Annotated in this window: 17 protein-coding genes; 6 read left to right on the top strand and 11 right to left on the bottom strand. The window is 62.5% G+C overall.

What is annotated here, in order from left to right; genetic code table 11:
• The first annotated feature begins 161 nt into the window (after positions 1–161).
• The 4 genes from CKO42_RS00545 to CKO42_RS00560 all read left to right on the top strand — a co-directional run bounded on the left by CKO42_RS00545 (position 162) and on the right by CKO42_RS00560 (position 7,457).
• Positions 162–2,093 carry an SEC-C metal-binding domain-containing protein gene (locus CKO42_RS00545; RefSeq protein ID WP_242479023.1) on the top strand — a complete coding sequence of 644 codons (1,932 nt, stop codon included), beginning with the start codon at positions 162–164 and terminating at the stop codon, positions 2,091–2,093.
• A 10-nt stretch (positions 2,094–2,103) separates the two neighbouring features.
• Positions 2,104–3,363, top strand: a complete 1,260-nt coding sequence (locus CKO42_RS00550; RefSeq protein WP_200236548.1) for a BPSS1780 family membrane protein — start codon at positions 2,104–2,106, stop codon at positions 3,361–3,363.
• A gap of 106 nt (positions 3,364–3,469) precedes the next feature.
• Positions 3,470–4,762: a c-type cytochrome gene (locus CKO42_RS00555; protein WP_200236551.1), complete on the top strand. Its 1,293-nt coding sequence runs from the start codon at positions 3,470–3,472 to the stop codon at positions 4,760–4,762.
• A gap of 82 nt (positions 4,763–4,844) precedes the next feature.
• Positions 4,845–7,457: a penicillin acylase family protein gene (locus CKO42_RS00560; protein WP_200236554.1), complete on the top strand. Its 2,613-nt coding sequence runs from the start codon at positions 4,845–4,847 to the stop codon at positions 7,455–7,457.
• 86 nt (positions 7,458–7,543) lie between these two features.
• On the opposite strand, the gene CKO42_RS00565 is transcribed toward CKO42_RS00560, so the two are convergent.
• The 3 genes from CKO42_RS00565 to CKO42_RS00575 all read right to left on the bottom strand — a co-directional run bounded on the left by CKO42_RS00565 (position 7,544) and on the right by CKO42_RS00575 (position 10,535).
• On the bottom strand, positions 7,544–7,795 hold the full coding sequence (locus CKO42_RS00565; protein WP_200236559.1) for a FeoC-like transcriptional regulator: 252 nt from the start codon (positions 7,793–7,795) through the stop codon (positions 7,544–7,546).
• A complete protein-coding gene (feoB, locus tag CKO42_RS00570) occupies positions 7,795–10,161 on the bottom strand; it encodes a Fe(2+) transporter permease subunit FeoB (RefSeq protein ID WP_200236563.1) in 2,367 nt (788 codons plus the stop codon). The genes CKO42_RS00565 and feoB overlap by 1 nt, the downstream gene beginning before the upstream one ends.
• Positions 10,162–10,256: 95 nt before the next feature.
• Positions 10,257–10,535 (bottom strand): FeoA family protein, encoded by a 279-nt coding sequence (locus CKO42_RS00575; protein ID WP_200236568.1) that lies wholly within the window; start codon positions 10,533–10,535, stop codon positions 10,257–10,259.
• Positions 10,536–11,076: 541 nt separating this feature from the next.
• On the opposite strand from CKO42_RS00575, the gene CKO42_RS00580 reads away from it, so the two are divergent.
• Positions 11,077–11,268 (top strand): hypothetical protein, encoded by a 192-nt coding sequence (locus CKO42_RS00580; protein ID WP_200236573.1) that lies wholly within the window; start codon positions 11,077–11,079, stop codon positions 11,266–11,268.
• Between the two features lie 129 nt (positions 11,269–11,397).
• Here the strand turns inward: CKO42_RS00580 and CKO42_RS00585 are convergent, their stop codons facing one another.
• The 5 genes from CKO42_RS00585 to CKO42_RS00605 form a co-directional block, all read right to left on the bottom strand.
• Entirely contained in the window at positions 11,398–11,634 is a 237-nt protein-coding gene (locus tag CKO42_RS00585) for a hypothetical protein (RefSeq protein ID WP_200236576.1), read from the bottom strand.
• A 323-nt stretch (positions 11,635–11,957) separates the two neighbouring features.
• Positions 11,958–12,929, bottom strand: coding sequence for a Nudix family hydrolase (locus CKO42_RS00590; protein ID WP_338034819.1), 972 nt, complete (start codon positions 12,927–12,929; stop codon positions 11,958–11,960).
• A gap of 7 nt (positions 12,930–12,936) precedes the next feature.
• On the bottom strand, positions 12,937–14,202 hold the full coding sequence (argJ, locus tag CKO42_RS00595; protein ID WP_200236579.1) for a bifunctional glutamate N-acetyltransferase/amino-acid acetyltransferase ArgJ: 1,266 nt from the start codon (positions 14,200–14,202) through the stop codon (positions 12,937–12,939).
• A gap of 27 nt (positions 14,203–14,229) precedes the next feature.
• On the bottom strand, positions 14,230–17,067 hold the full coding sequence (gene secA, locus CKO42_RS00600) for a preprotein translocase subunit SecA (protein WP_200236596.1): 2,838 nt from the start codon (positions 17,065–17,067) through the stop codon (positions 14,230–14,232).
• Between the two features lie 267 nt (positions 17,068–17,334).
• Complete coding sequence (locus CKO42_RS00605) at positions 17,335–18,255, bottom strand: M23 family metallopeptidase (RefSeq protein ID WP_200236600.1); 921 nt, start codon at positions 18,253–18,255, stop codon at positions 17,335–17,337.
• Between the two features lie 179 nt (positions 18,256–18,434).
• On the opposite strand from CKO42_RS00605, the gene CKO42_RS00610 reads away from it, so the two are divergent.
• Positions 18,435–18,893 (top strand): DciA family protein, encoded by a 459-nt coding sequence (locus tag CKO42_RS00610; protein ID WP_200236603.1) that lies wholly within the window; start codon positions 18,435–18,437, stop codon positions 18,891–18,893.
• A 72-nt stretch (positions 18,894–18,965) separates the two neighbouring features.
• On the opposite strand, the gene lpxC is transcribed toward CKO42_RS00610, so the two are convergent.
• The 3 genes from lpxC to ftsA all read right to left on the bottom strand — a co-directional run bounded on the left by lpxC (position 18,966) and on the right by ftsA (position 22,585).
• Entirely contained in the window at positions 18,966–19,880 is a 915-nt protein-coding gene (lpxC, locus tag CKO42_RS00615; protein WP_200236606.1) for a UDP-3-O-acyl-N-acetylglucosamine deacetylase, read from the bottom strand.
• Between the two features lie 223 nt (positions 19,881–20,103).
• Positions 20,104–21,270, bottom strand: coding sequence for a cell division protein FtsZ (gene ftsZ / locus CKO42_RS00620; RefSeq protein ID WP_200236609.1), 1,167 nt, complete (start codon positions 21,268–21,270; stop codon positions 20,104–20,106).
• A 94-nt stretch (positions 21,271–21,364) separates the two neighbouring features.
• Positions 21,365–22,585 carry a cell division protein FtsA gene (gene ftsA / locus CKO42_RS00625; protein ID WP_200236612.1) on the bottom strand — a complete coding sequence of 407 codons (1,221 nt, stop codon included), beginning with the start codon at positions 22,583–22,585 and terminating at the stop codon, positions 21,365–21,367.
• Between the last annotated feature and the right edge of the window lie 17 nt (positions 22,586–22,602).

Raw genomic sequence — 22,602 nt, forward strand, 5'->3', positions numbered from 1 at the left:
AGGAGTTCGGGGGCTGTTCGGGGTCTGTTCAGGGTTTGTTCAAAGGCTGCTTCGGGCCTGCTCAGTGGCGATGGCGGCGGGCATCGAGACGCGCCGCGTCGGTCAGGGTACAATGCCATGAGGGAACCGAATTGGCACCATTTCAGCCGGAGGGCGCCCTGATGCAAAGCGAGACGACTGACCCGCAGCGTATGGAGCAGCTTCTGCGTGACGCGGTACGACAGATCGCAGGTGACGGCGACCTCGATCGCTATATTGCCTGGTCGCGGGCACACATTCCGACCGAGCTTGGCGTTGAGTCCGAGCTGGTGGAGGGGGAAGCTGAGCGTTTAGCAGCCATGTTGGGTGTGGCGATCTGGAACGCGACCCCGCGTGCAGACAATGACTGGCGTCCTCTCACCCTAGCGCCGCCGGGCGACGATGAGCCCTGTTTCTGCGGCTCGGGCCTCAATTACCGCGATTGCTGCGAGCCGCTCGGGCCATTGCCCGAGCTTCCGCCCGAGCTGATCTGGGATCTGCTGATCGATGATCTGCCGGAAGAAGCGATGCAAGAGGCGTTACGGCGCCGGGCGGTGCCGGACACGCTCTTGGCCAAGGTCGCCGAGCGCTGGCTCGAGCATGAGCGGCCCGGGCGTGCGGCGGCCTTGCTCGAACCCTTATTCCGGGGCGACATCGGCTCCCTCGACAGTCGCTACGAGCCGGCCCTCGATGTCCTCTGCGATGCCCTCGATGCATTGGATCACTGGAAAAAGAAGCAGGCCTTCTTGCTGCGTGTGACCGATGAAGGCAGCCGCGAGCTGAAGGCCGCAGCCTGGCAACGCTTTACCATGATGTTCATGGACGAGGGCGAGCTCGACTATGCCGATGAGGCATTTGAGCAGGCGTTGCGTCATGGTCCGGACAATCCGTCCACTGCACTGCTTGAGATCACACTGCTCGCGGCTCGCCACGACGACGTTCGTGCGCGCTCGCGCGCTCAATTCTGGCGCCATCGGCTCAGGCGCAACGGCGATACCGACGCCGGCTTCCTCGGGTTTCTCGAACAGGCGATGGTGGACCCGCAAGAGGCATTGGTCTCCAGCCATTCAGCGGCGATGGACCCACTGCTGCTGGAGCTCCGGCACTGGATCAGTGCGTTATCGGCGCTGCCACCGTTGGCCTATCAGATCGAATCGCTGGATGATCCGCTCGAGGCCGGAGCCGGCCTACAGCTTTCGTTATTTCCTGATGAACAATTACCCAGCGATCACGCAGTTGCGTCCTCGGGAGCCTGTGGTGCGCTCTTGCCGAGCACCAGTCTGCGCGCGATCGAGCGTGAATGGCGGCGCATCTTTCCGGCTTCCAAACCCTATTCGACCCAGCTCTCAGCGCTCGACGACGGCGCGGTTTGGGAAGCCGACGTCTGGATGCGTCTACTCAGCGCGCAGCCTGAGGCGGCGAACAGTCTGGATGTGCTCGATGATCTGGCGACCGCACTCTATGAGCATCCCGAGAGCAGCCTGCCTTGGGTCTCGCATACGCTGTTGGGACCGCTCTACAAGCGCGCGCTCGCGATCATCGACGCGACTGTCGCTGAAACCGGTGTCGGTTGCCTGCCCTGGCGAGCGGAGCGCAACCGGCCGGCGCTGCGGCTGTTGTTCCGCGCCTATCTGCATGAGGCTGAGGCCGGTCGAGAGGAGGCCGCCGCGGCAGCGGTCGAGCGTCTACTGGCGTTGAACCCGCAGGACAACCATGGCGCTCGCGCTGAGCTGATGAACCATTACTTGCGTGCTCGATCGGATCAACAGGCGCTGGAGCTCGTGCGCCGATTTCCAAACGACCTGCTGGCCGATCTCGCCTATGGCGAGGTGCTCGCGCTCTATCGCCTGGGACACCAAGAGCATGCGGCGCGGGCGCTGAACAGTGCGGTGGATCGCTTGCCCCGCATCCCGCGTTTCTTGTTGCGTAAGCGCATCAAACGCCCGGTGCTGGATGACGCTGGCTTTACCCCGGGCGGCGAAGACCAGGCTTGGCTCTACCGCGAAGCGATGCGCGACGTCTGGGAGGCTGAGCCCGGCCTCCTGAGCTGGATGAAGAAGCGACTCACTGCTTGAGGAGGCACCGATGGCGCAGGCCTTTAAGGTCGTCTTTACTGGAACCCTCGACCCTACCGTCAATCCTGAGGACGTGGTGCGAGATTTTGCCGCCGTGTTCAAGGTTGGCGAGCAGCAGGCCCGCGAGCTCATTACCGCGGGTCAGGCGCGGGTGCTGAAAACCGATGTCGACGCCGACAACGCGCGGCGTTATCAAGCTGTTCTCGAGGAGATCGGGATAGCATCGCGGATCGAGGCGATGACGGCGCATGCCGCGGACGCGGGGGATGCAGCGCAGCCCGTTGCGTCACCAGCCGATTCGCTGGCTGAATCGCCGGCCGATGCGCCGGCCGCGGATTGGGCCGGTTCTGGCGCTGATGCCGCCGCTTCGCAAAGCGCGGTTTCTCTGGCGAAGCCGGCCGCTGAACGGATGCCGACCAGCGCTGCTTCCGACGCGCTTGGCCGCCAGCCGCCATTCGGCCCGATCAGGCATCGAGCCACCCATGGCTGGTACTGGATCACCCAGGCTTGGCAACAATTCAAGGCTCAGCCACGGCTTTGGCTAGCGGCTGTGGCCTTGGTCTATCTGGTGACCTTTGCGCTCAGCTTGGTGCCAGTGCTCGGTTCACTGGCGACCATGATCCTCGGGCCGGTCTTTGCCGGGGGGCTGATGTTGGGAGCCCAGTCACAGGAGCGCGGCGGTACGCTGCGGGTGATGGCTGGTTTCGATGGCTTCTCGACGCACGGAGGACAGCTGGCGTTGGTTGGGCTGCTCTATCTCGTTGGCCTGTTTGTGGTGTTCATTGTCGCTGGCCTGATCGCGATGGCAACTGGAGTCGTGACGGCCGGGTCAATGGATGCGCTGAGCTCGAGCGACCCTGATATCGTCGCTGCCGCGTTAGGACCGGGGCTTGGCCTGTTCTTGCTTGTGGTCATGCTGACGATGGTGCCTTTGCTCATGCTGTACTGGTTTGCGCCGGTATTGGTTGCGCTGGAGGGGATGACTGCGATTGAGGCCATGCGGATGAGCTTCCGCGGATGCTGGAAGAACATCGTCCCCTTCACTGTCTACGGCTTGGCCCTGTTCTTCATCTTGCTCGCCGCTAGCCTCATCTTGGGTGTGGTGAGCGCACTTCTGGCCGCGATTTCTGAGACGCTAATGGTGGTCTTGATGCTGCTGGTTATGCCGCTCATGCTGGTGTTTGCCGTGCTCGTTGTGCTCTCGATCTACAGCGCCTATCGAGATGTTTTTCACACCACGACGCAGTCGCAGGGAGCCCATGTCTTCTGAGCGAGCGCCAGCTTGATTCGCGTTCGGCATCCAATGATCGCTTGAACTCTTAAACAAACTCAGCTCATCAACAAACTCAGCTCACCCAAAGATGGAGATATCGGTTATGCGTTTTCGCTCTCTCACCTTAACAGCCAGTCTGCTCTGCGGAGGCACGCTCGCACTGGCCGGCGATGAGCCGGCCGACTCCGCACCTGCAGCCAGCGATCTGACCGAAGGGCGTTTAGTCTACGGTCAGTACATGGCGACAGCCGGCGACTGCCTTGCCTGTCACACGCGACCTGATGGCAAGCCTTTCGAGGGTGGTTTGCCGATCGATACCCCGTTTGGAACCATCTACACGCCGAACATCACGCCTTCAAAAGGCTACGGTATCGGCTCATTTAGCGATAAAGATTTCCTGCATGCGCTGCAGGACGGCATCTCGCCGAGCGGCCTGCCCTATTACCCGGCACTGCCTTATCCCTCGTATACCAAGGTCTCGGACGACGATCTGCTCGCGATCAAGGACTACCTGATGTCGCTTGAGCCCTCTAACTACGAGCCGCCCGAGACCGATCTGCGCTGGCCGTTCTCGATGCGTGATCTGTTGTTCGGCTGGCAGGAGCTGTACTTGGACAAGGGTCGTTTTGAGCCTGATCCGAGCCGCAGTGATGAATGGAACCGCGGGGCCTATCTGGTCGAGGGCCTGGGTCACTGCGGCTCCTGCCATACCCCACGCAACATGGCCGGCGCCACCGAGCCGTCGAAGGCGATGACCGGAGCCATCGTTGACGGCTGGTACGCGCCGAATCTGACCTCTGATCTCAGTGAGGGGGTTGGGCGCTGGAGCGTCGATGAGCTCGCCACCTTCTTGCAGACCGGGATGGCGCCCGCTGCTCTCGATGCAAGCGAGCCCGACCCGGGCGATGCCCCAGCGACCGAGGCTCTCGGTCCGATGGCAGAGGTGGTCCACGATAGCCTCTCAAAGCTAGCGCTCTCTGACCTGCGCGCAATGGCGGTTTACTTGAAGGATCTACCGCCCAAGACCGAGCCGACGCACCGGCCGAAGGTGCCAGAGGTGCTGACGCAAGAGGCCTACGAGAAAGGCCGCTCGATCTATGTCAAGAACTGCAGTGCTTGTCACCAGGATCATGGCCAGGGCCTGAAGCCCTACTTCCCTGCGCTCAGGGACAATCCGGTGGTCAATGAAGCGCTGCCGAATGACGTGATCAAGACCCTCTTGCTGGGCGCCCCGTCTGACCCCTCGGAGGCCTTTTCGCCGCATGTGGTGATGCCCTCGTTTGGCTCGGTGCTGACCGACGCGCAGATCGCAACCGTGGCGAGCTATATCCGCGCCAATTGGGGCAATGATGCGCCGCCAGTGACGGAGAAAGAGGTCAAGGCCTTGCGCAAGTAGTTGATGTGGTGAGGGTGCCGGGCCGCTGCACGAGCAGTGGCCCTGCGCTCGAACGCATCTGGTCGCTTAGGAACGCCTATTCATGCGATCGCGTTTCCGCCAGCTATTGCGTTTCATCCTGTTAGGGCTTGTCGCAGCGACGCTGCTCGGCGTTGGGCTGGTTTCCTGGTGGGTACATCGCCCGCATCCAATCTATAACGGCACCTTAGCGTTCTCAGCGCTTGAGAAACCGGTGACCGTGCGTTATGGCCCTCACGCGGTTCCGAGTATCCAGGCTGAGACGCTCCACGACATGCTGTTCGCACAGGGATTCGTTGTCGCTGCTGAGCGTTTTTGGCAGATGGACCTGCTGCGGCGGCTCGCTGGTGGGCGATTGGCAGCGCTGTTTGGCGAGGGTGCGCTGGGTGCAGATCGTTTCTACCGGACGATCGGGCTGCCGGATGCAGCCCAACGGTCTTTCGATGCCCTCGAGCCGCGCTGGCAACGACTGCTGCAGGCGTATGCCGATGGCGTTAACGCCTATCTGAGAAGGGCGCGGGCCGGCTATCGGTTGCCGCTCGAGTACCAGTTACTTGGGCTTCAGCCGAGCCCCTGGCAGCCGCAGGATAGTTTGCTGATCGGCGGCTATATGGCCTGGCTCAACTCCATGAATCTGCGCGAAGAGCTGGTCTTCCTGCGGTTGGCGCAACGATTAGGAACTGAGCGTGCCTTGGAGCTGTTTCCGACCGATCAGGGGCAGCCGGCACCGGCGGATGCCCACGAACTGCCGGATTATCGCTCCCTGCTCGACATCGGTCCGGGATCGCCATCGGGTGCTGAACTCGAAATGGGGCCAAGGGCTGTGCTGGTGCCACCGGCTTCGGCGCAGGCGCTCAGCAATGCGTGGGCCGTCACGGGTTCGAGGACTCACGACGGCGCGGCGTTATTGGCGAACGATCCGCATCTGCCGGCGGTGATGCCGGGCACTTGGTATGAGCTTGCGATGCAGGCACCTGGCTATCAGGTTGCGGGCGTTGCCCTGCCTGGCGTGCCTTGGATACTGATTGGGCACAATGCCGACCTCGCATGGGGGATCACCGCGGCGGCGGCTGACACCCAAGATTTGTTTTTGGAGCGTGTCAGCGAGGATGGGACGCGCGTGTTGCGACCTGATGGCAGCTGGGAGCCGATTGCGGTTCGGGTCGAGCGGATTGCGGTGGCCGGCCAGTCTGAGCCTGCAGGGACTGAGGTTGAGTCAGGGGCTGACGCAAAAGCTGACGCAAGGCCTAGTCAAGCGCTTGGGCCAAGAACCGAGCAAGGCGTTGAAGGCCAGCGACAGATTGAGCTGCCGATCCGCTCGACTCGGCATGGCGTGCTGATCGACGAGCTAGTCGCCAGCGCGGGGTCCAACCCCGCCGGGCTCGCTGCAGTTCGGGGCTCGCAGCGCAGCGAGTTTCGCCTCGCGCTGCGCCTGGCGTTCGACCGGCCCGATCGGGCATTCGTCGGCTTCTATCGTCTCAATACGGCGACCACCATCGCTGAGGCGCGTGCCGCTGTCGAGGACTTGCACCAGGTCGCGCTGAGTCTGCTCTTTGCCCATCGCGATGGGGAGATCGCCAGTCAGGTCTCCGGCCTCTTGCCAGATCGCGGGCGCGGCAGCGGCACCTTTCCGGTGCCCGGCTGGGAGCCTGGTTATGGTTGGAACGGCTATCGACCGTTCGCACAGAACCCAGGCATCACGGCGCCGAGCGATGAGCGTCTGGTGAGCGCGAACAATGCGATCCGTACAGATGATGAGGACGCGTTGGCGATCAGCCATTCCTGGCTCGCCCCATTCCGGGCGCAACGCATCGAGGCGCTTCTGGATGATGCGCTGGATGATGCGCTGGATGATGGGCAGGAAACGCTGGACCTTGCGGCCATGCAGCAGATGCAGTCGGATCGCGTCAGCCTTGAGGCGGCGGTCTATCTCAGCTCGCTACGGCGGCATCTGCCTGCGATCCGACGTGCCGATCCGGAAGCGGCCGCCTTAGCCGAGGCCAGACTGCTTGACTGGTCTGGCAGCTTCGAAGACGAGAGCCAACCGGCCGCATTCTTCGTGCTGCTGCGCTCGGAGCTGTATCGCGCGCTCTATGCTGACGAGCTGGGTACGGATCTTGAGCTGCTCATGAGGCTGGATACAACGACCTACGGACCGCTGGCCGAGACGATGTATAGCGACCAGTCGAGCTTCTGGGATGACATCGAAACCCCGGGCGTGGTCGAAGGCCCCGCGGCGATCTGGGCACGCGCGCTGCGGGCGACCGCCGGGGCGATGCGAGACGCGATGCCTGGCGAGCAGGAGCCGACCTTGGCTCAACTGCGCCAGCTGACCTTTGCCCATGCCTTCGACGGCCAGCCATTGTTGGGCGGCCTGTTTAATCTGGGGCCAATCGGGCGGGGTGGCGATAGCGGGACCATCGATGTCGCGATTGCGCCGCCGACAAGCCCGCGCGCGATCGGCAATGTCGCCTCGGTGCGCGTCGTCTTTGCGCCTGCGGTCTGGTCGCAGACGCGCGGAACCTTGCCGCTCGGGCAATCCGGTCATCGATTCTCGCGCTACCGCGCCGATCAGCTCGACGACTGGCTCAACGGCCGCTCACACCCCTGGCCCTGGTCGGATGCCGAAGCCCGAGCATCAGTCGGCACCTTGGTGCTGCAGCCAGGCCCGGACTGAGCGGCTGAGCAGGCGCTATTGGTGCTGCTATAGCCGTTCCACCTCATTGGCGGAAATACGCGCTAAAAATATCAGGATTGATAGGATCAGCCTGTGCGGAAGTCAGGGCAAATGGCTAGATCCGCTGACTCGCACCAGCGATACAGCTCACGCGGCGCGCTATCGCAAAGCGTGCAGCCAGCGCAGGCGGCGGTCGGGAGCGGCTCGATGAGCCCTTTCGCAACCCACTTTTGCAGCATTGCGCGTGCGACCTGAGATGGAACGCCGAGCTTGAAGGCCACTTCCTGTAGCGAGATCACGCCTTGCTCGCGGACGAGATCGCGCGCCGCCGTCAGCATCAGGCTCGGCTCTGAGCGGTGTTCAATGCCACCTGTCGTCCGCGTCGAGCCCAAAGGTGCAGGCCGGTGAAGACGGCGATCAGCAGCAGCAGGAGGCCGCCGATCCAGAGCCCAGAGGTCACTGGATGCCGCTCAAAGGTCGCGGTTTGGTAGAACAGGCTCGCGGTGACGAAGGCGATGCCGGTGGTCCAGGCGGCGACGAAGGTCGCCCAGGGCGCGCCGGCTTCGCGCACGATGGCGCCGATCGTGGCCACGCAGGGGAAGTACAGCAGCACGAACAGCAGGTAGGCGAAGGCACCGGCTTGACCATCGAAGCGAGCCGCCATCGCGCCAAAGGTGCCGGTTGTGATGGATTGCTCCGCGGCGATGGCCTCAGGGTCTAGCTCGTCGCCGATCTGTAAGCCCAGAGGATCGGCAATGCCGCGGCCAACCTCGGCAAGATTGGCCGGTACCGTCGCCGCTGCGGCCATCAGGGCCGGGCCCAAGCGGAACGGCGGCGCTTCATCGTCCGGTGCGGCCTCGGCCGCGAGACGGCTGTAGAGGCTGTCGAGGGTGCCGACGATGACCTCCTTGGCCAACACGCCCGAGAAGATGCCGAGCACCGCGGGCCAGTTGTCTTGGCCGATGCCCATCGGCGCAAACAAGGGCGTGGCGAGTCGGCTTGCAGCGGCGAGGATCGAGTCATCGCTGGCGTTCTGATCCAGCCGGCCGTCGGTGCCGATCGAGCTGAGCATGTTCAGGATCAGCACCATGACGATGATCACGCGGCCGGCCTCGCGCAGGAATAGGCGCACGCGATCCCAGGTGCGCAGTAGAACCCCGCGCAGTTTGGGCATGTGATAGGGCGGCAGCTCCATCATGAAGCCGGTGCTGGTGCCGGCCAGGAGCGTGCGTTTCATGATCAGGCCGGTGAGCAGGGCAATCAGGATGCCTGTTAGGTAGAGCGCAAAGACGACGTTCTGACCCGAGTGCGGGAAGAAGGCCGCAGCGAACAGCACGTAGACCGGCAGCCGGGCGCCGCAGGACATAAACGGATTCATGAGGATTGCGAGCTTGCGCTCCCGCTCGTTCTCCAGCGTGCGGGTGGCCATCACCGCCGGTACATTGCAGCCGAAACCGACGATCAAGGGCACAAAGGCCTTTCCGGGGAGTCCGATCGAGCGCATGAATCGGTCCATCACGAACGCGGCGCGCGCCATGTAGCCGGAGTCTTCGAGCGCGGACAGGAAGATGTAAAGGCTGGCGATGATCGGGATGAAGGTGGCGACAACGGCCAGTCCGGCGCCGACGCCATCGGCGAGGATGAGCCTTATCCAGGCCGGCGCCCCGAGGCTGTTGAGGAGCGAGCCGAGGCCGTCGACGAACAGCGCGGTCGCGACGCCGTCGAAGACGTCGATGAATGCGCCGCCGATGTTGATCGTGAAGACGAACATCAGGTACATCATCACCAAGAACAGCGGGATGCCCCAAAGGCGGCTGAGGACGACGCGATCGATGGTGTCGGAGAGGTGTCCGCCAGCAGCGCCACGTTGGCGTTGCACGGTCTTTGCCAGCGCATGGGCATGGGCGAAGCGCGTGTCGGCGATCTGAATATCGGGGTCCTCGCCGGTCCGGGCGGCGATGGCGTGCTGCCAATGCTCGATACGCGCCTCGAGCTTGGGGTGGAGTTCGGGATCAAGCTCGGCCAGGACTTGACGGTCGCCCTCGATGAGCTTCAATGCCAGCCAGCGGTCGTTGCGCTCCGAGCCACTGCCCAATCCTGGCGCCAGATCGGCGATGGCTTGCTCGACGCTCTCGTCATGGCCAAGCGTATAGCCTCCGCTCTCGCCGCCGTCAGCGACCGCAAGCGCGCGCGCGCTCAGCTCGGTAATGCCCTCTTTGGAGACGGCAACCACTGGGACCACCGGACAACCGAGCTTCTCGGACAGGGTTGCGGTATCGATCTCGATGCCGCGCTTGCGGGCGATATCCATCATGTTCAGCGCGAGCACGACCGGCACATCGAGCTCGAGCAGCTGCACGGTCAGATACAGGTTGCGCTCGAGGTTGCAGGCGTCGAGCACGTTCACCACCAGATCGGCGTCGCGGCTGAGCAGGTAGTCGCGCGTGACCTGTTCATCGAGCGAATCTGCATCGAGCGAGTAGATCCCCGGCAGGTCGATCACCCGCACCGGGCGCCCGTCAAGCTCGCTCCGCCCTTCGCGGCGTTCGACCGTGACTCCTGGCCAGTTGCCGGTGGTTTGGCGAATCCCGGTCAGGGCATTGAACAGAGCGGATTTGCCGCAGTTCGGGTTGCCGGCAAGCGCTATGGTCAAGGGCGCCTTGGACGCAACGTTGCTGTGGGGGTCATTTGGGTTGCGATTCATCGCGGCACGACTCCGTGCGAAGCTGTGGTGGTTGCTGGCATGGGTCAGCGTGAGACAAGCGCTCCATCGTCCGGGGTGGCGACACGCTATGGACGTTAGCCGGATGCCCCCGACTCTGGGCTCTCGTCAGTTTGGATCGGTGTGATGAGTAGCTTCTCGACGATGCCTCCGCCGAGGGCGACCCGCGTGTTGCCGACCGAGACCACCAGGCCAGATCCACGCCGGTGCGCGATGCGGACCGGGGTGCCGAGACGGATGCCGAAACCACGTAATTTTCGGTGCAGTTCTTGGCCGCCCAGGATTTGTGTGATGACGGCGGATGAGCCAACCGGCAACTGGGTCAGGGTCAATGGGGTTGAGACGGGTTGGTCCATCGAATCGAGCTCTTCTCGCTATCTAGGCGCTACGGATCAGTCAGTGAAGAAACGCGTCGCGTTCTCAAGTTCGCGTTTTCAATATAGCGGCGATGCTGCTGCGGTAAAAGCAGGCATGACCAGATCGATTGACGCGGCGCAGCATATTCGGCAATCGACGCTGTAGCGGCAATTGACGCTGCGGCGCCAGGGACCGAGCCTGCATCGATCCGAGCCGCTGGGGCGACAGTTCCATCACAGTCGTGTCTTTTGTGCACTCCCGCTGGCTTCGTCAGTGGGATTTAGACCTGAGTATCGATACTTCAGTATCCACGATTCAGTGTCCAGGATAAGTGTCTACTAAAGGAGACATGGAAACTACCCATTGAGAACTCTTTCGTCTGCGCTATGCTGGATCTAGGGGTGACGTGGCTTCTCGTGTAGATCACGTAGGCTGTGGATGGTTGCTGCGGTGGGCGATCATGGGAGATGATCGTAAGCGAATATGTATTTTTCAGGGCACTTTGTGGATATCCAGAGGCCCTGTTGCGCAGAGGCATGAATGATGACACCGAAACAGACGCATACCTTATGGCATCTTCGCCGCCAAGGCTTGCAGTTCGAGGCTGAGAAGGCGGAGCAGGCCTGGTCAAGAGGCCGTGAATTCCTTCCCGAACAGCGTGCGCCGCTCAAGCGGGAAACGCGTGAGTTGATCGATCAATGCAACTGGGAGCTCGTTCCCGAAGTTGCCTGAGAGACGCTTGACTGCGCTTTGCGACCGGAAGGAAGCTCCGGATAGGAACGCTGGAAAGAAACATCATGAGGCGCGTCGAAGATTAGGCGCGTCGAACGGGTGGCTGTAGCGACGATGCAAGCAGGTTATTTACTGCTCGAGACGCAAGCCGACCGTCCTGGGATCGTCTCTGTTCGCACACGAGAGGGCGCTCCTCAATTCGATCGGCCAGGGTTGAGGTTTGCCGCCCGCTTCGATGACATCGACGCGGCCCTGATGCACCTGCATCAGGGTCTGCGTCGACACCTCTGTAGCCTCGAGCCCCGAACCTACAGGGTTGATCTTGAAATGGCCGTTGCAGCGGCCGACGCTGTCGAACTCGACCATCGTCGCGTGTTTATCCAGCCCGAGCTCGCCGAGTCTGCAAGTCTCGATAAACGGATCAAGGGCTTGCGCCTCAGGCATCGGCGATTTGATCTGTTGATGCAGGCTGTCGGGCTGCTAGCTCTTCTCTTCCTTGCCCTGTGGGGTTTAAGCCCGCTTTGATGCCTGCACTTGTCGGCGCTGCGCGTTGCCCTGGCTCATGGCAGATTGAAAGCGCCTCTCTGTGCGGGGCCTTCCTTGTCCACGGTGAGATCCTCGATAGGCTCGATTCGCGGAACCGCTGTACTCGTTCCACCCTACCTGCGTAGGTATTTTTGCATCGCTATTCAGCGCGACCAGAAGCCACGGATGCCGGCGACCCCCTGGGCGCCATGGCTGATTGCAGTCTCGAGATCGCCTTCGTCGACGCCACCGAGCGCATAGACGGGTAGGCAGGCTCGATCGACCAGCTTAGCAAAGGTCGGCCATCCGAGGGGCGTCGCGTCTGGGTGGCTTTGCGTGTGCTGTACAGGGGACAACAAGGCGTATTCCAGGTCCAGCGCGGCGGATTTGGCGAGCGCCTCGGCACTGTGGCACGAGGCTCCTAGCAGCGACCTGTTGATCCGCGGGCGCTCGGTCAACGCCGCAAGCCGGGCCTCAGTCAGATGCAGACCGTCACCGGGTAGTTCGCGGGCGAGATCCGGATCGCAGTTGAGCACCAGCTGCGCACCCGCCTGACGGCAAACGGGGGCGCAGGCCTGTGCGAGTGCCGCGTAGGCAAGGGCCTCCAAGTCCGGCGCACGCAGCTGCACGATGCGCGCGCCGGTGCGGGCGAGTACCTGCGAGAGCTGAGCCACGAAGGCGTCGGTCTGGCGCGGCTCGGGACCGGTGATCAGGTAGCGGCTCGGCAAGCGCAGCGCATTGATCACGGGCCGGTCAGCGGCAGGAAAACGCTCGGGCTGCATGTCTGCCGGCAGCTGCCAATCCAGTGCCTGGCCCTCGCGCCCATGTGGATGGCCCTGATAGCTGAGGACGCGATGAATGTCGAGCAGCACCAGCCGGTCGCCATAGTCATGGCGCAGGCGGATCAGCGGCCTCGAGGCCGTGACTTGGATGCCAAGCTCCTCATCGAGTTCGCGGGCCAAGCCTTGCTCGACCGATTCGTCAGGCTCGAGCTTGCCACCTGGGAACTCCCAAAGACCCCCCTGATGCACGCCGATGGGTCGCTTGGCGATCAGCACACGGCCTTGGGCATCACTGATGACGCCAGCGGCGACGTGGATCAGTTTGGGGTCTTGCGACTCGTTGGAATGAGCCACAGGCTGGCTAGGTTCGGTACTCGGCGTTGATGCGGACATACTCATAAGAGATGTCGCAGGTTAGGAGCCGAGCGCTGCCGGTGCCGCGGCCGAGATCGACGCGAATACTGAAGGCATCCTTGGCCATGACAGCCTGCCCATCTTGCTCCTGGTAGCCCGGATCGCGGCCACCGTGCGAGACGATCAGCACCTCGTCGAGCCAGATGCGCACCTTGTCGATGTCGAGGTCCTCAAGTCCGGCGCGGCCGACCGCGGCGAGGATGCGCCCCCAATTTGGATCAGAGGCAAACAGGGCGGTCTTGACCAACGGAGAATGGGCGATGGTATCGGCGACCTGTCGTGCCTCGGCTGCCGTGCGCGCCTCGCCGATCTCGATGCTAACCAGCTTGGTTGCCCCCTCGCCGTCGCGGACGATCGCACGGGCGAGTTCGTCACAGAGCGCATTGAGCGCCTGCTGAAAGGCCTCGAGTTCCGTCGCCTCGTGCCCCGTCGAGGCTGGGTCATCAAGCGGTGGATTGCCGGCAGTGCCGGTGGCGGCGAGCACACAGGCATCGTTGGTCGAGGTATCACCATCGATGCTGATGGCGTTGAAGGAGCCATCGACGGCCTGGGATAGACAACGCTGAAGGCAAGCTGGGGTCACTGCGGCATCGGTCGCGATGAAGGCGAGCATGGTCGCCATATCCGGCCGAATCATGCCGGCGCCCTTGGCGATGCCGGTTATGGACACTTGCCGGTCCCCGAGCATCAGCTGCCGAGTGGCGCGCTTGGGCCGGGTATCGGTGGTCATGATCGCGCGGGCGGCGGCATCCCAACCGTTTTCGTCGAGCGCTGCAATGGCTTGAGGCAGTGCCGCCGTGAGCCGCTCGACCGGCAGGTATTCGCCGATGACGCCGGTCGAGAACGGCAATACCTGCGCCGGACCGACTTGGGTCAGTGCTGCCAACGCACGACAACAGGTGCGAGCGTCCTCGAGCCCACGGGCACCGGTGCCGGCATTGGCGTTGCCGGCGTTGATCAACAGCCAGCGCGGTGCCTCGGCGGCGAGGTGCTCGCGCGCCACGGTCACCGGTGCAGCACAAAACGCATTGCGGGTGAAGGTGGCGGCGCATGTTGTGCCCTCCGCCAACGCGATCAGGACTAGATCGTCGCGATCGCGATAACGGATAGCGGCAGGTATCGAGGCGAGGCGAACGCCACCAACGTTTATCGCGCCTGGCCAATCCGGACGATGAGACGCCTGTTTCAGGGGACCGGGTGCATCAAGGGTCATCGTCTGGTCACTGCTCGCCGCTGTGGATTAGGAGACACGCCCGTGGCATTGCTTGAACTTCTTGCCGGAGCCGCAGGGACAGGGCTCATTACGGCCGACCTTGCGACCGTCACGGACGAAGGGCTGATGCGCATCGTCGTCTGAGGTGGACGCTGCGCCGCCAGCACCAGCCTGGCCGCCCGCTGCGTCTGGCGCCTGCTTGGCCGAGGACGGCAGGCCCTCGAAGGCCTCGTGCTTGAACTGGAACTCCGACGGGCTCGGCCCCTGCGGCATGATCTCGTCGGGTACCTGCAGTTGCATCCGGGCGAGCGTCTTCACCACGTCCTGCTTGATGCTCGAGAGCATCGCCGAGAACATCTCGAAGGCCTCGCGCTTGTACTCCTGCTTCGGGTTCTTCTGCGCATAGCCACGAAGGTGGATACCTTGGCGCAGATAGTCCATCTGGGCCAGATGGTCTTTCCATTGCGTATCGAGGGTCTGCAGCATCACCGCCTTCTCGATCTGGCGCATATTCTCTGCGCCGATCAGCTTCTCCTTCTCGGCCGCCTGTGCCGTAAGCTCGTCGGCGATGCGCTGGCGTAGCGTTTCCTCGTGGAGTTCGGCGTCTTCGTCCAGCCAGTGTTGAATTGGCCAATTGCCGCCGTAGGCATCCTGCAGCGATGCCGCCAACCCCGGTACATCCCATTGCTCCTCTAGGCTCTGCGGTGGGATGTGCATGCTGATCAGCTCATTGAGCACGTCGTGGCGCATTGCCGCAACGGTCTCGGAGACGTCGTCACCATCCATGAGCTCGCGTCGCTGCTGGTAGATCACTTTGCGCTGATCGTTGGCGACGTCGTCATAGTCGAGCAGCTGCTTGCGGATATCGAAGTTGCGCCCCTCGACCTTGCGCTGGGCGTTCTCGATCGCCTTGGTCACCCAAGGATGCTCGATCGCCTCGCCTTCCTGCATGCCGAGCCGCTGCATCATGTTGGCGACGCGCTCGGAGGCAAAGATGCGCATCAAGTTGTCTTGCAGCGACAGATAGAAGCGGCTCGAGCCCGGATCGCCCTGGCGCCCCGCGCGACCGCGCAGCTGGTTGTCGATGCGTCGGGACTCATGGCGCTCGGTACCGATCACATGCAGGCCACCGGCCTTGATGACCAGCGCGTGACGCTTGTTCCAGTCCGCCTTGATGCGTCCTCGCTCCGATTCGTCCGCCGCTGTCTCCAACTCGGCATCGAGGTTGCCGCCTAGCACGATGTCGGTACCGCGACCGGCCATATTGGTGGCAATGGTGACCGCCCCGGGCTCACCGGCACGGGCGATGATGCCGGCCTCGCGCTCATGCTGCTTGGCGTTCAGCACCTCATGGGTGATTTTCTCGGTCTTGAGCTTCTGCGAGACCAGCTCCGAGGTCTCGATCGAGGCCGTCCCCACCAGCACCGGCTGGCCGCGCTCGACGCAATCACGGATGTCTTCGATGATCGCGGCGTACTTCTCTTCTTGGGTCAGATAGACCAGGTCGCCGCGGTCGTCGCGGACCATCGGCTGGTTGGTCGGGATGACCGTGACCTCGAGCCCATAGATACTCTGGAACTCAAACGCCTCGGTGTCGGCGGTGCCGGTCATGCCGGCCAGCTTCGGGTAGAGCCGGAACAGGTTCTGGAAGGTGATTGAGGCCAGCGTCTGGTTCTCTTGCTGGATCGCGACCCCTTCCTTGGCCTCGACCGCCTGATGCAGACCTTCGGACCAGCGCCGCCCCGGCATGGTGCGGCCGGTGAACTCGTCGACGATGATGATCTGGCCATCGCGGACGATGTAGTCGACATTCTTCTGGAACAGCGCATGGGCGCGAAGTGCGGCGTAGACATGGTGCATCAGCACGATGTTGCCGGCGTCGTAGAGGCTCTCTTCTGCGCCGAGCAGGCCCATCTCGGTGAGCTGTTGCTCGACCTTCTCGTGACCCTCTTCGCTTAGATAGACCTGCCGCGCCTTCTCGTCGACCGAATAGTCGCCGGGGCCGAAGTCCGGTTGGCCTTCCTCGTTCTTGATCGCCTCTTGGCGGATCAGGCTGGGGATAATCGTATCGATCTTGGTGTAGAGCTCAGTATTGCCCTCGGAAGGGCCTGAGATGATCAGCGGAGTGCGTGCCTCATCGATCAGGATCGAGTCGACCTCATCGACGATCGCGTAGTAAGGATCGCGCTGCACCCGCTGCTCGGGCGTGAACGCCATGTTGTCGCGCAGGTAGTCGAAGCCGAACTCGTTGTTGGTGCCGTAGGTGATGTCGGCGTGGTAGGTCTCGCGCCGGGTCGCGCGGCGCAGGTGCCGATAGCCGTCTTGCTCAGAGGGCTCATAGTCGGGATCGAACAGGAACGACGCGTTATCTGGCCCCATCCCGCCGGAGCTGTTGATGACACCAACGCTCAGGCCCAGCGCGTGATAGATCTGGCCCATCCAGGCCGCATCGCGCCGCGCCAGGTAGTCGTTGACGGTGACGATATGCACGCCTTTGGCCGGCAGCGCGTTGAGGTAGGCGGCCAGGGTGGCGACCAGGGTCTTACCCTCACCGGTGCGCATCTCGGCGATCTTGCCGTTGTGCAACACCATGCCGCCGACCAACTGCACATCGAAGTGGCGCATGCTGAGCACGCGCTTGCCGGCCTCGCGGACGACGGCAAAGGCCTCGGGTAGTAGGTCATCGAGGGTTGCGCCCTCGGCTAGCCGCTCGCGAAAGAGGGTGGTCTGCGCGCGAAGTTCGTCATCGGAAAGCGCGGAGACGCTGTCTTCGGTTGCGTTGATCTGCTCAGTAGACTTCAACAACCGCTTGACCAAACGCTCATTACGGCTGCCGAAGACCTTTCGGAAAAGGCGTAGGGCCATGATTGGGGCTCTGTAGTAGTGGGCAGAAATTTGCCCGGAATGATACCGGAGTCGAACCGGGAGCGCAGATCTGGTCGGCGCGCTTGGCGCGCTGGTGCGGAATCAAAGACGCCGGGAGCCTCTGACGAAGGCCCCCGGCGTGATCGATACCGGCTCAACCGATGGATAGCTGTTTGGCGCTCCGGCCGCTAATCTAAATCGATGATTACTCAGTTCATGCGCGCGTAAGGGTCGTTGCTGGTGGGGGAGGCGGTGCTGCGATCTGCCTTAGAGGCGCGCCAGTCGCGAACGCTCGCTGAGGTCGAGAAAGCGCATGGGATCCAGTGCCTCGCCATCGCGGCGAACCTCAAAGTGGACATGGGGGCCTGTTGAGCGTCCGGTCGATCCGAGCTTGGCAATCACTTGGCCCTTGGTGACGAGGTCGCCTTTGTTGACGATGTTACTTGAATTGTGGGCGTAGCGAGTCTCGAGCCCGTCCGGATGCCTGATCTCGACGATCTTGCCGTAGCCGGTCTTACGTCCTGAGAAGATCACCAAGCCATCGGCCATGGCAACGATATCAGACCCATGCTTGCCCGAGATATCGATGCCCTTGTGCATGCTGCGCCGTCCGCTGATCGGATGGCGGCGCATGCCAAAGGTTGAGGTTACAACGCCGCCAGTGGTCAGTGGCCAGCCATCTGGTATCGTGTGGCTCTTGAGGTCTCGCTCCATGATCAGGGTTTCGAGCAAGACCAGCTTGCGTTTGCGGTCGCCGAGTTCGGCGAGCACCTTGGCGAGATCCTGTGCAACCTCGTCAACCTTGTTCTCGCGCAAGTTCACCTTCTCTGGGCCGCCACCGGACGGTGCTGGCTGGAGGAAGTTGAATTCATCGACATCAAGACCGGACATCTCGACAAGACGCTGGCCTAGGGCGTTGATTCGGAGGACTTCGGCCTGCAACTGACCAACGCGGATCGCGATGCTGTCTAGCTCCGCATCAGCGTCCTGAGTGGGGGCGCCACTGACGCGGTGTCGGTTGTTGAGGTGAGAGAGGACGGTCGCGAGGTCGGTGTGCGTCTGCGCTGAGAAGCGGTGATGACCGAGCCAGAAACCGCTTGCACCGGCCAGAAGGGCCACCAGCATTAGGGTGAGAAGGCCTGTGGAGCTATAGCCGAATTGAGAGTCACTGTCGTTGAGCCGTCGCATCGTTTCTCCGAGCAGTCTAAGTCATTTGCCGCCGCCACTGGTCATCGAGACCAAATGACGTCTGCAATCAGGCCCAGTCTGAACCTCGCGCTATCGCAGACTCTCCGAGTCGGGCAAGTTCTGTCGATGCGTTTGAGCCAAGACTGGACAGCGTGATCGAAAACGCTGAGGCTCGAACCATGGCCAAGTCCACAGCGCATATTCGCCGTCATTTACGCGCGAGCGAACCCATCGCGGCGCTGCTCGATGAGATCGAGCGGCGCGAACGGTTACTGAGCGAGCTGCGGCTGCGTTTGCCAGCCGATCTGGCCAAGCACTGCAGCCAGGCTACCCTCTCAGCGGGTGAACTCACGTTGTTTGTTGATTCCCCCGTTTGGGCCGACCGATTTCGGTTTCTCTGCCCTGAACTGATCGGTTCTGTTTTGATCAACGGCCCTGCCGCGGTCGATGCCGAGGTGAAGGCCTGTAAGGTGCGCGTCCTTCCGCCATCGTTTCACTCCATGGCGCCGTTACCGCGCCCGGTACAGGGGCGTGTCGGCGTTAACCAGGAGAGCAGCAGCACTGATGAGGCTGGCCGCTCGCCGTTGTCCGAGGCGCTCGCACGCCTTGCTCGAACCCTGGGTCAATCGTTACGCTGACCTCCTTGGTGCGTTGCCACCCCAAACGATGAATGCTTGTTTCGCGGTAGCTCGAGTGTCTTGGTGCCTAGTCTAGAGGCTCGCCGCCACCGGTACGCCGTAGCGAATGGGAACCTCGACGTTGTCGTCAAAGGTCACTTCTTCCCAAGCCGATTGATCGGCGAGCAGGGTCCGTAAGAGTCGGTTGTTCAATGCATGGCCAGACTTGTGGCCGCGGAACGCGCCGATGAGCGGATGGCCGAGCAGGTACAGATCGCCGATCGCGTCGAGGATCTTGTGCTTGACGAACTCGTCTTCGTAGCGCAGGCCGCCTTCGTTCAAGACGCGGAAATCGTCGACTACGACCGCGTTGTCGAGGCTGCCACCGAGCGCCAAGTCTTGCTGCTGTAGTGCTTCGATATCACGTAAGAAGCCAAAGGTGCGAGCACGACTGACCTCTTTGACGAACGAGGTCGTCGAGAAGTCAATGGTTGCGGTCTGTAATCGCGAGGCGAAGACGGGGTGGTCGAAGTCGATTGAAAACTCGACCTTGAAGCCATCAAACGGGTCGAAGCGGGCGTATTTGTCCCCGTCCTCGACGATAATCGGCTTCTTGATGGCAATGAAGCGACGTGGGCGATTTTGCTCCTCGATCCCGGCAGATTGCAGCAGGAACACGAATGGCGCTGCGCTGCCATCCATGATCGGAACCTCGGCTGCGCTCAGGTCGACAAAAGCGTTATCGATACCAAGGCCGGCGAAGGCCGAAAGCAGATGCTCAACGGTCGAGACGCGGACGTCGCCGTTGGTGAGGGTTGTCGACAGCCTGGTGTCGCCAACATTCAGCGGGTTGGCCCGAATATCAACGATAGGGTCGAGGTCGATGCGGCGGAAGACGATGCCGGTGTCGGCGGCAGCTGGCCGAAGCGTCAGATAGACCTTATCGCCGGTATGCAAACCGACGCCGGTCGCCCGAATCACGTTCTTCAGTGTTCGTTGGCGGATCATTGGCGCTCCTCCGAGCGTTGCGGCCGTCGACACCTCGGTGTCGGACCGTATCTTAAGACGTTGTTCGCAGCGCCAACAGTGCCCATCCTTGGGCATTGGCGTCGTGCGCCATTCAATGCGTCGATAGGTTAGGGTTTTCCCCGATTTTTATCAAGCTTTGAATGCTATTGCAAGTAAAACGTCTGATATCTAACCAATAATCCATGTTAGGGGTTGTCCTAGATCAATCCGCTTGGCGGCGCAAGAAGGCCGGGATGTCGAGGTAGTCCAGATCGGCTGCGGTGGCCTCGCCACCGGTCGCCGGACGTTTGTTGCGAATATAGGCGGGCTGATCCATGTCGCGATAGTCAGGCGCTGAGCTGTCACGCTGATCGTTGTCAACCAGGCGAATCCTTGGCTCGCCACCGCGCACCGCGAGACGCTCGGCCTTGCGATCACCAAGCCCCGTCGCAACGACCGTCACCCGCAGCTCCTCGTCGAGGTCTGGATCGATGACGGTGCCAACGACCACGGTTGCATTGTCGTCGGCGAAGTCGCGCACCGTGTTGCCGACCTCGTCGAACTCGCCGATCGTCAGCGTCATGCCTGCCGTGATATTGACCAGGATGCCGTTGGCTCCGGCGAGATCGATATCCTCCAGCAGCGGGCTGTTGATCGCCTTTTCAGCGGCCTCGCGCGCCCGGTTCTCGCCGGTGGCCGAGCCAGTACCCATCATCGAGACGCCCATGCCGGACATCACGGTCTTGACGTCGGCGAAGTCGACGTTGATCAGGCCGGGGCGGGTGATCAGCTCGGCGATACCCTGGGTGGCGTTGAGCAACACGTCATTGGCGGCACTGAAGGCGTCGAGCAGGGTCATCTGTTTGCCGAGCACGGCGAGCAGCTTGTCGTTCGGGATCGTGATCAGCGAGTCGACATGCTTCTCCAGCTCGAGGATGCCATCGATGGCGACCTTGGCGCGCTTGCCGCCCTCGAACACGAACGGCTTGCTGACCACGGCGACGGTGAGGATGCCGAGTTCGCGTGCGACGGCGGCGACGATCGGCGCGGCACCCGTGCCGGTGCCACCGCCCATGCCAGCGGTAATGAACACCATGTCGGCGCCATCGAGCAGATCCTTGATGCGGTCTCGGTCTTCCTCCGCGGCGCGGCGGCCGACGTCCGGATCAGCGCCTGCACCAAGTCCCTTGGTGATGCCGGCGCCCAACTGCAGAACCGTCTTGACAGAGACGTTTTCGAGTGCCTGAGCGTCGGTATTGGCGCAGATGAACTCGACGCCTTCGATGTTGGCGGCTGCCATGTGATTGACCGCGTTGCCGCCACCGCCGCCGACGCCGATGACCTTGATCACGGCATTCTGAGTTTGGGTATCAACTAGCTCGAAGCTCATATCAGTTACCTCGCGGATTTTGCTGTTGTGGTCTGTGCTGCAATAGAACCTAATCCCCCTCGGGCCGCGGGGTCTCTCTCGCCCGTCACCATGGTTAGAAGCTGCCACTCAACCAGTTGCGTAGGCGCCCCCAAACGCCCGCGCTCTGGTGCTCAGCGGTACCGGCGAACCGATGCTGCTTGGCGTAGATGAGTAGCCCGACCCCAGCCGCGTAGACTGGGTCGGCAATGGTGTCTTCCATCCCTGTGACCGACTGGGGTAGGCCGAGTCGAACGGGCATGTGGAAGACCTCTTCGGCCAATTCCACGATGCCTTCCATCTTTGCGCTGCCGCCGGTGAGCACGACGCCACCGGCGATCAGTTCTTCGAAGCCGCTGCGTCTAAGCTCGTTTTGGAGCAGGTTGAGCAACTCCTCATAGCGCGGCTCGATCACCTCAGCGAGGGTCTGCCGCGAAAGCTGGCGCGGTGGCCGCTCGCCAATGCTTGGCACCTCGATGTTCTCTTGCCCACCCCTTGACGACAGGGCGCAGCCATGTTGGATCTTGATGGCCTCGGCGTGCTGTGTCGGTGTGCGCAGGGCCACGGCGATATCGTTGGTCACCTGGTCTCCCGCGATCGGGATCACGGCAATGTGCCGGATCGCGCCATCGGTGAACACGGCCAGATCAGTCGTGCCGCCGCCGATATCGACGGTGCAGACGCCAAGCTCCTTCTCGTCCTCCTTGAGGACGGCCAAGGATGAGCTGAGCTGGCCGATGACCAGGTCGTCGACCTCGAGGCCGCAGCGTCGGATGCACTTGACGACGTTTTGCGCGGCACTGACGGCGCCGGTGACCATGTGCACCCGCGCCTCAAGGCGCACACCGCACATCCCGATTGGCTCGCGGATGCCGTCTTGATCATCGATGATGAATTCCTGCGGCAGGATGTGCAGGATCTTTTGGTCGGCTGGGATCGCGACGGCGCGCGCGGCGTCGATGACGCGGTCGACGTCGCCTTGGTTGACCTCGTGCTCCTTGATCGCGGTGACGCCGTCGCTATTGCGGCTGCGGATATGGCTGCCGCCGATCCCGGCATGCACCGAATGGATCTCGCAGCCCGCCATCAGCTCGGCCTCCTCGACGGCGCGCTGGATCGACTGCACCGTCGATTCGATGTCGACGACCACGCCTTTCTTGAGGCCGTGCGAGGGGTGCGTGCCCACTCCAATGACCTCGATGGTGTCGTCAGGCCTGATCTCACCCACCAAGGCGGCCACCTTCGAGGTGCCGATGTCGAGACCGACGACCAGGTTCTTTTCGCTGCGTCTTGCCATGCAGATCCGCTCCGATA

It is taken from the genome of Lamprobacter modestohalophilus (assembly GCF_016583905.1).
Classification (GTDB): Bacteria; Pseudomonadota; Gammaproteobacteria; order Chromatiales; family Chromatiaceae; genus Lamprobacter; species Lamprobacter modestohalophilus.

What these genes read in the sequence shown, in the direction of transcription:
- CKO42_RS00605 (WP_200236600.1), bottom strand. Translation starts at nt 18,255, where the DNA reads ATGCGACGGCTCAACGACAGTGACTCTCAATTCGGCTATAGCTCCACA.
- CKO42_RS00580 (WP_200236573.1), top strand. Translation starts at nt 11,077, where the DNA reads ATGATGACACCGAAACAGACGCATACCTTATGGCATCTTCGCCGCCAA.
- ftsA (WP_200236612.1), bottom strand. Translation starts at nt 22,585, where the DNA reads ATGGCAAGACGCAGCGAAAAGAACCTGGTCGTCGGTCTCGACATCGGC.
- CKO42_RS00610 (WP_200236603.1), top strand. Translation starts at nt 18,435, where the DNA reads ATGGCCAAGTCCACAGCGCATATTCGCCGTCATTTACGCGCGAGCGAA.
- CKO42_RS00550 (WP_200236548.1), top strand. Translation starts at nt 2,104, where the DNA reads ATGGCGCAGGCCTTTAAGGTCGTCTTTACTGGAACCCTCGACCCTACC.
- CKO42_RS00555 (WP_200236551.1), top strand. Translation starts at nt 3,470, where the DNA reads ATGCGTTTTCGCTCTCTCACCTTAACAGCCAGTCTGCTCTGCGGAGGC.
- CKO42_RS00575 (WP_200236568.1), bottom strand. Translation starts at nt 10,535, where the DNA reads ATGGACCAACCCGTCTCAACCCCATTGACCCTGACCCAGTTGCCGGTT.
- argJ (WP_200236579.1), bottom strand. Translation starts at nt 14,202, where the DNA reads ATGACCCTTGATGCACCCGGTCCCCTGAAACAGGCGTCTCATCGTCCG.
- CKO42_RS00560 (WP_200236554.1), top strand. Translation starts at nt 4,845, where the DNA reads ATGCGATCGCGTTTCCGCCAGCTATTGCGTTTCATCCTGTTAGGGCTT.
- ftsZ (WP_200236609.1), bottom strand. Translation starts at nt 21,270, where the DNA reads ATGAGCTTCGAGCTAGTTGATACCCAAACTCAGAATGCCGTGATCAAG.
- secA (WP_200236596.1), bottom strand. Translation starts at nt 17,067, where the DNA reads ATGGCCCTACGCCTTTTCCGAAAGGTCTTCGGCAGCCGTAATGAGCGT.
- feoB (WP_200236563.1), bottom strand. Translation starts at nt 10,161, where the DNA reads ATGAATCGCAACCCAAATGACCCCCACAGCAACGTTGCGTCCAAGGCG.
- lpxC (WP_200236606.1), bottom strand. Translation starts at nt 19,880, where the DNA reads ATGATCCGCCAACGAACACTGAAGAACGTGATTCGGGCGACCGGCGTC.
- CKO42_RS00585 (WP_200236576.1), bottom strand. Translation starts at nt 11,634, where the DNA reads ATGGTCGAGTTCGACAGCGTCGGCCGCTGCAACGGCCATTTCAAGATC.
- CKO42_RS00545 (WP_242479023.1), top strand. Translation starts at nt 162, where the DNA reads ATGCAAAGCGAGACGACTGACCCGCAGCGTATGGAGCAGCTTCTGCGT.
- CKO42_RS00565 (WP_200236559.1), bottom strand. Translation starts at nt 7,795, where the DNA reads ATGCTGACGGCGGCGCGCGATCTCGTCCGCGAGCAAGGCGTGATCTCG.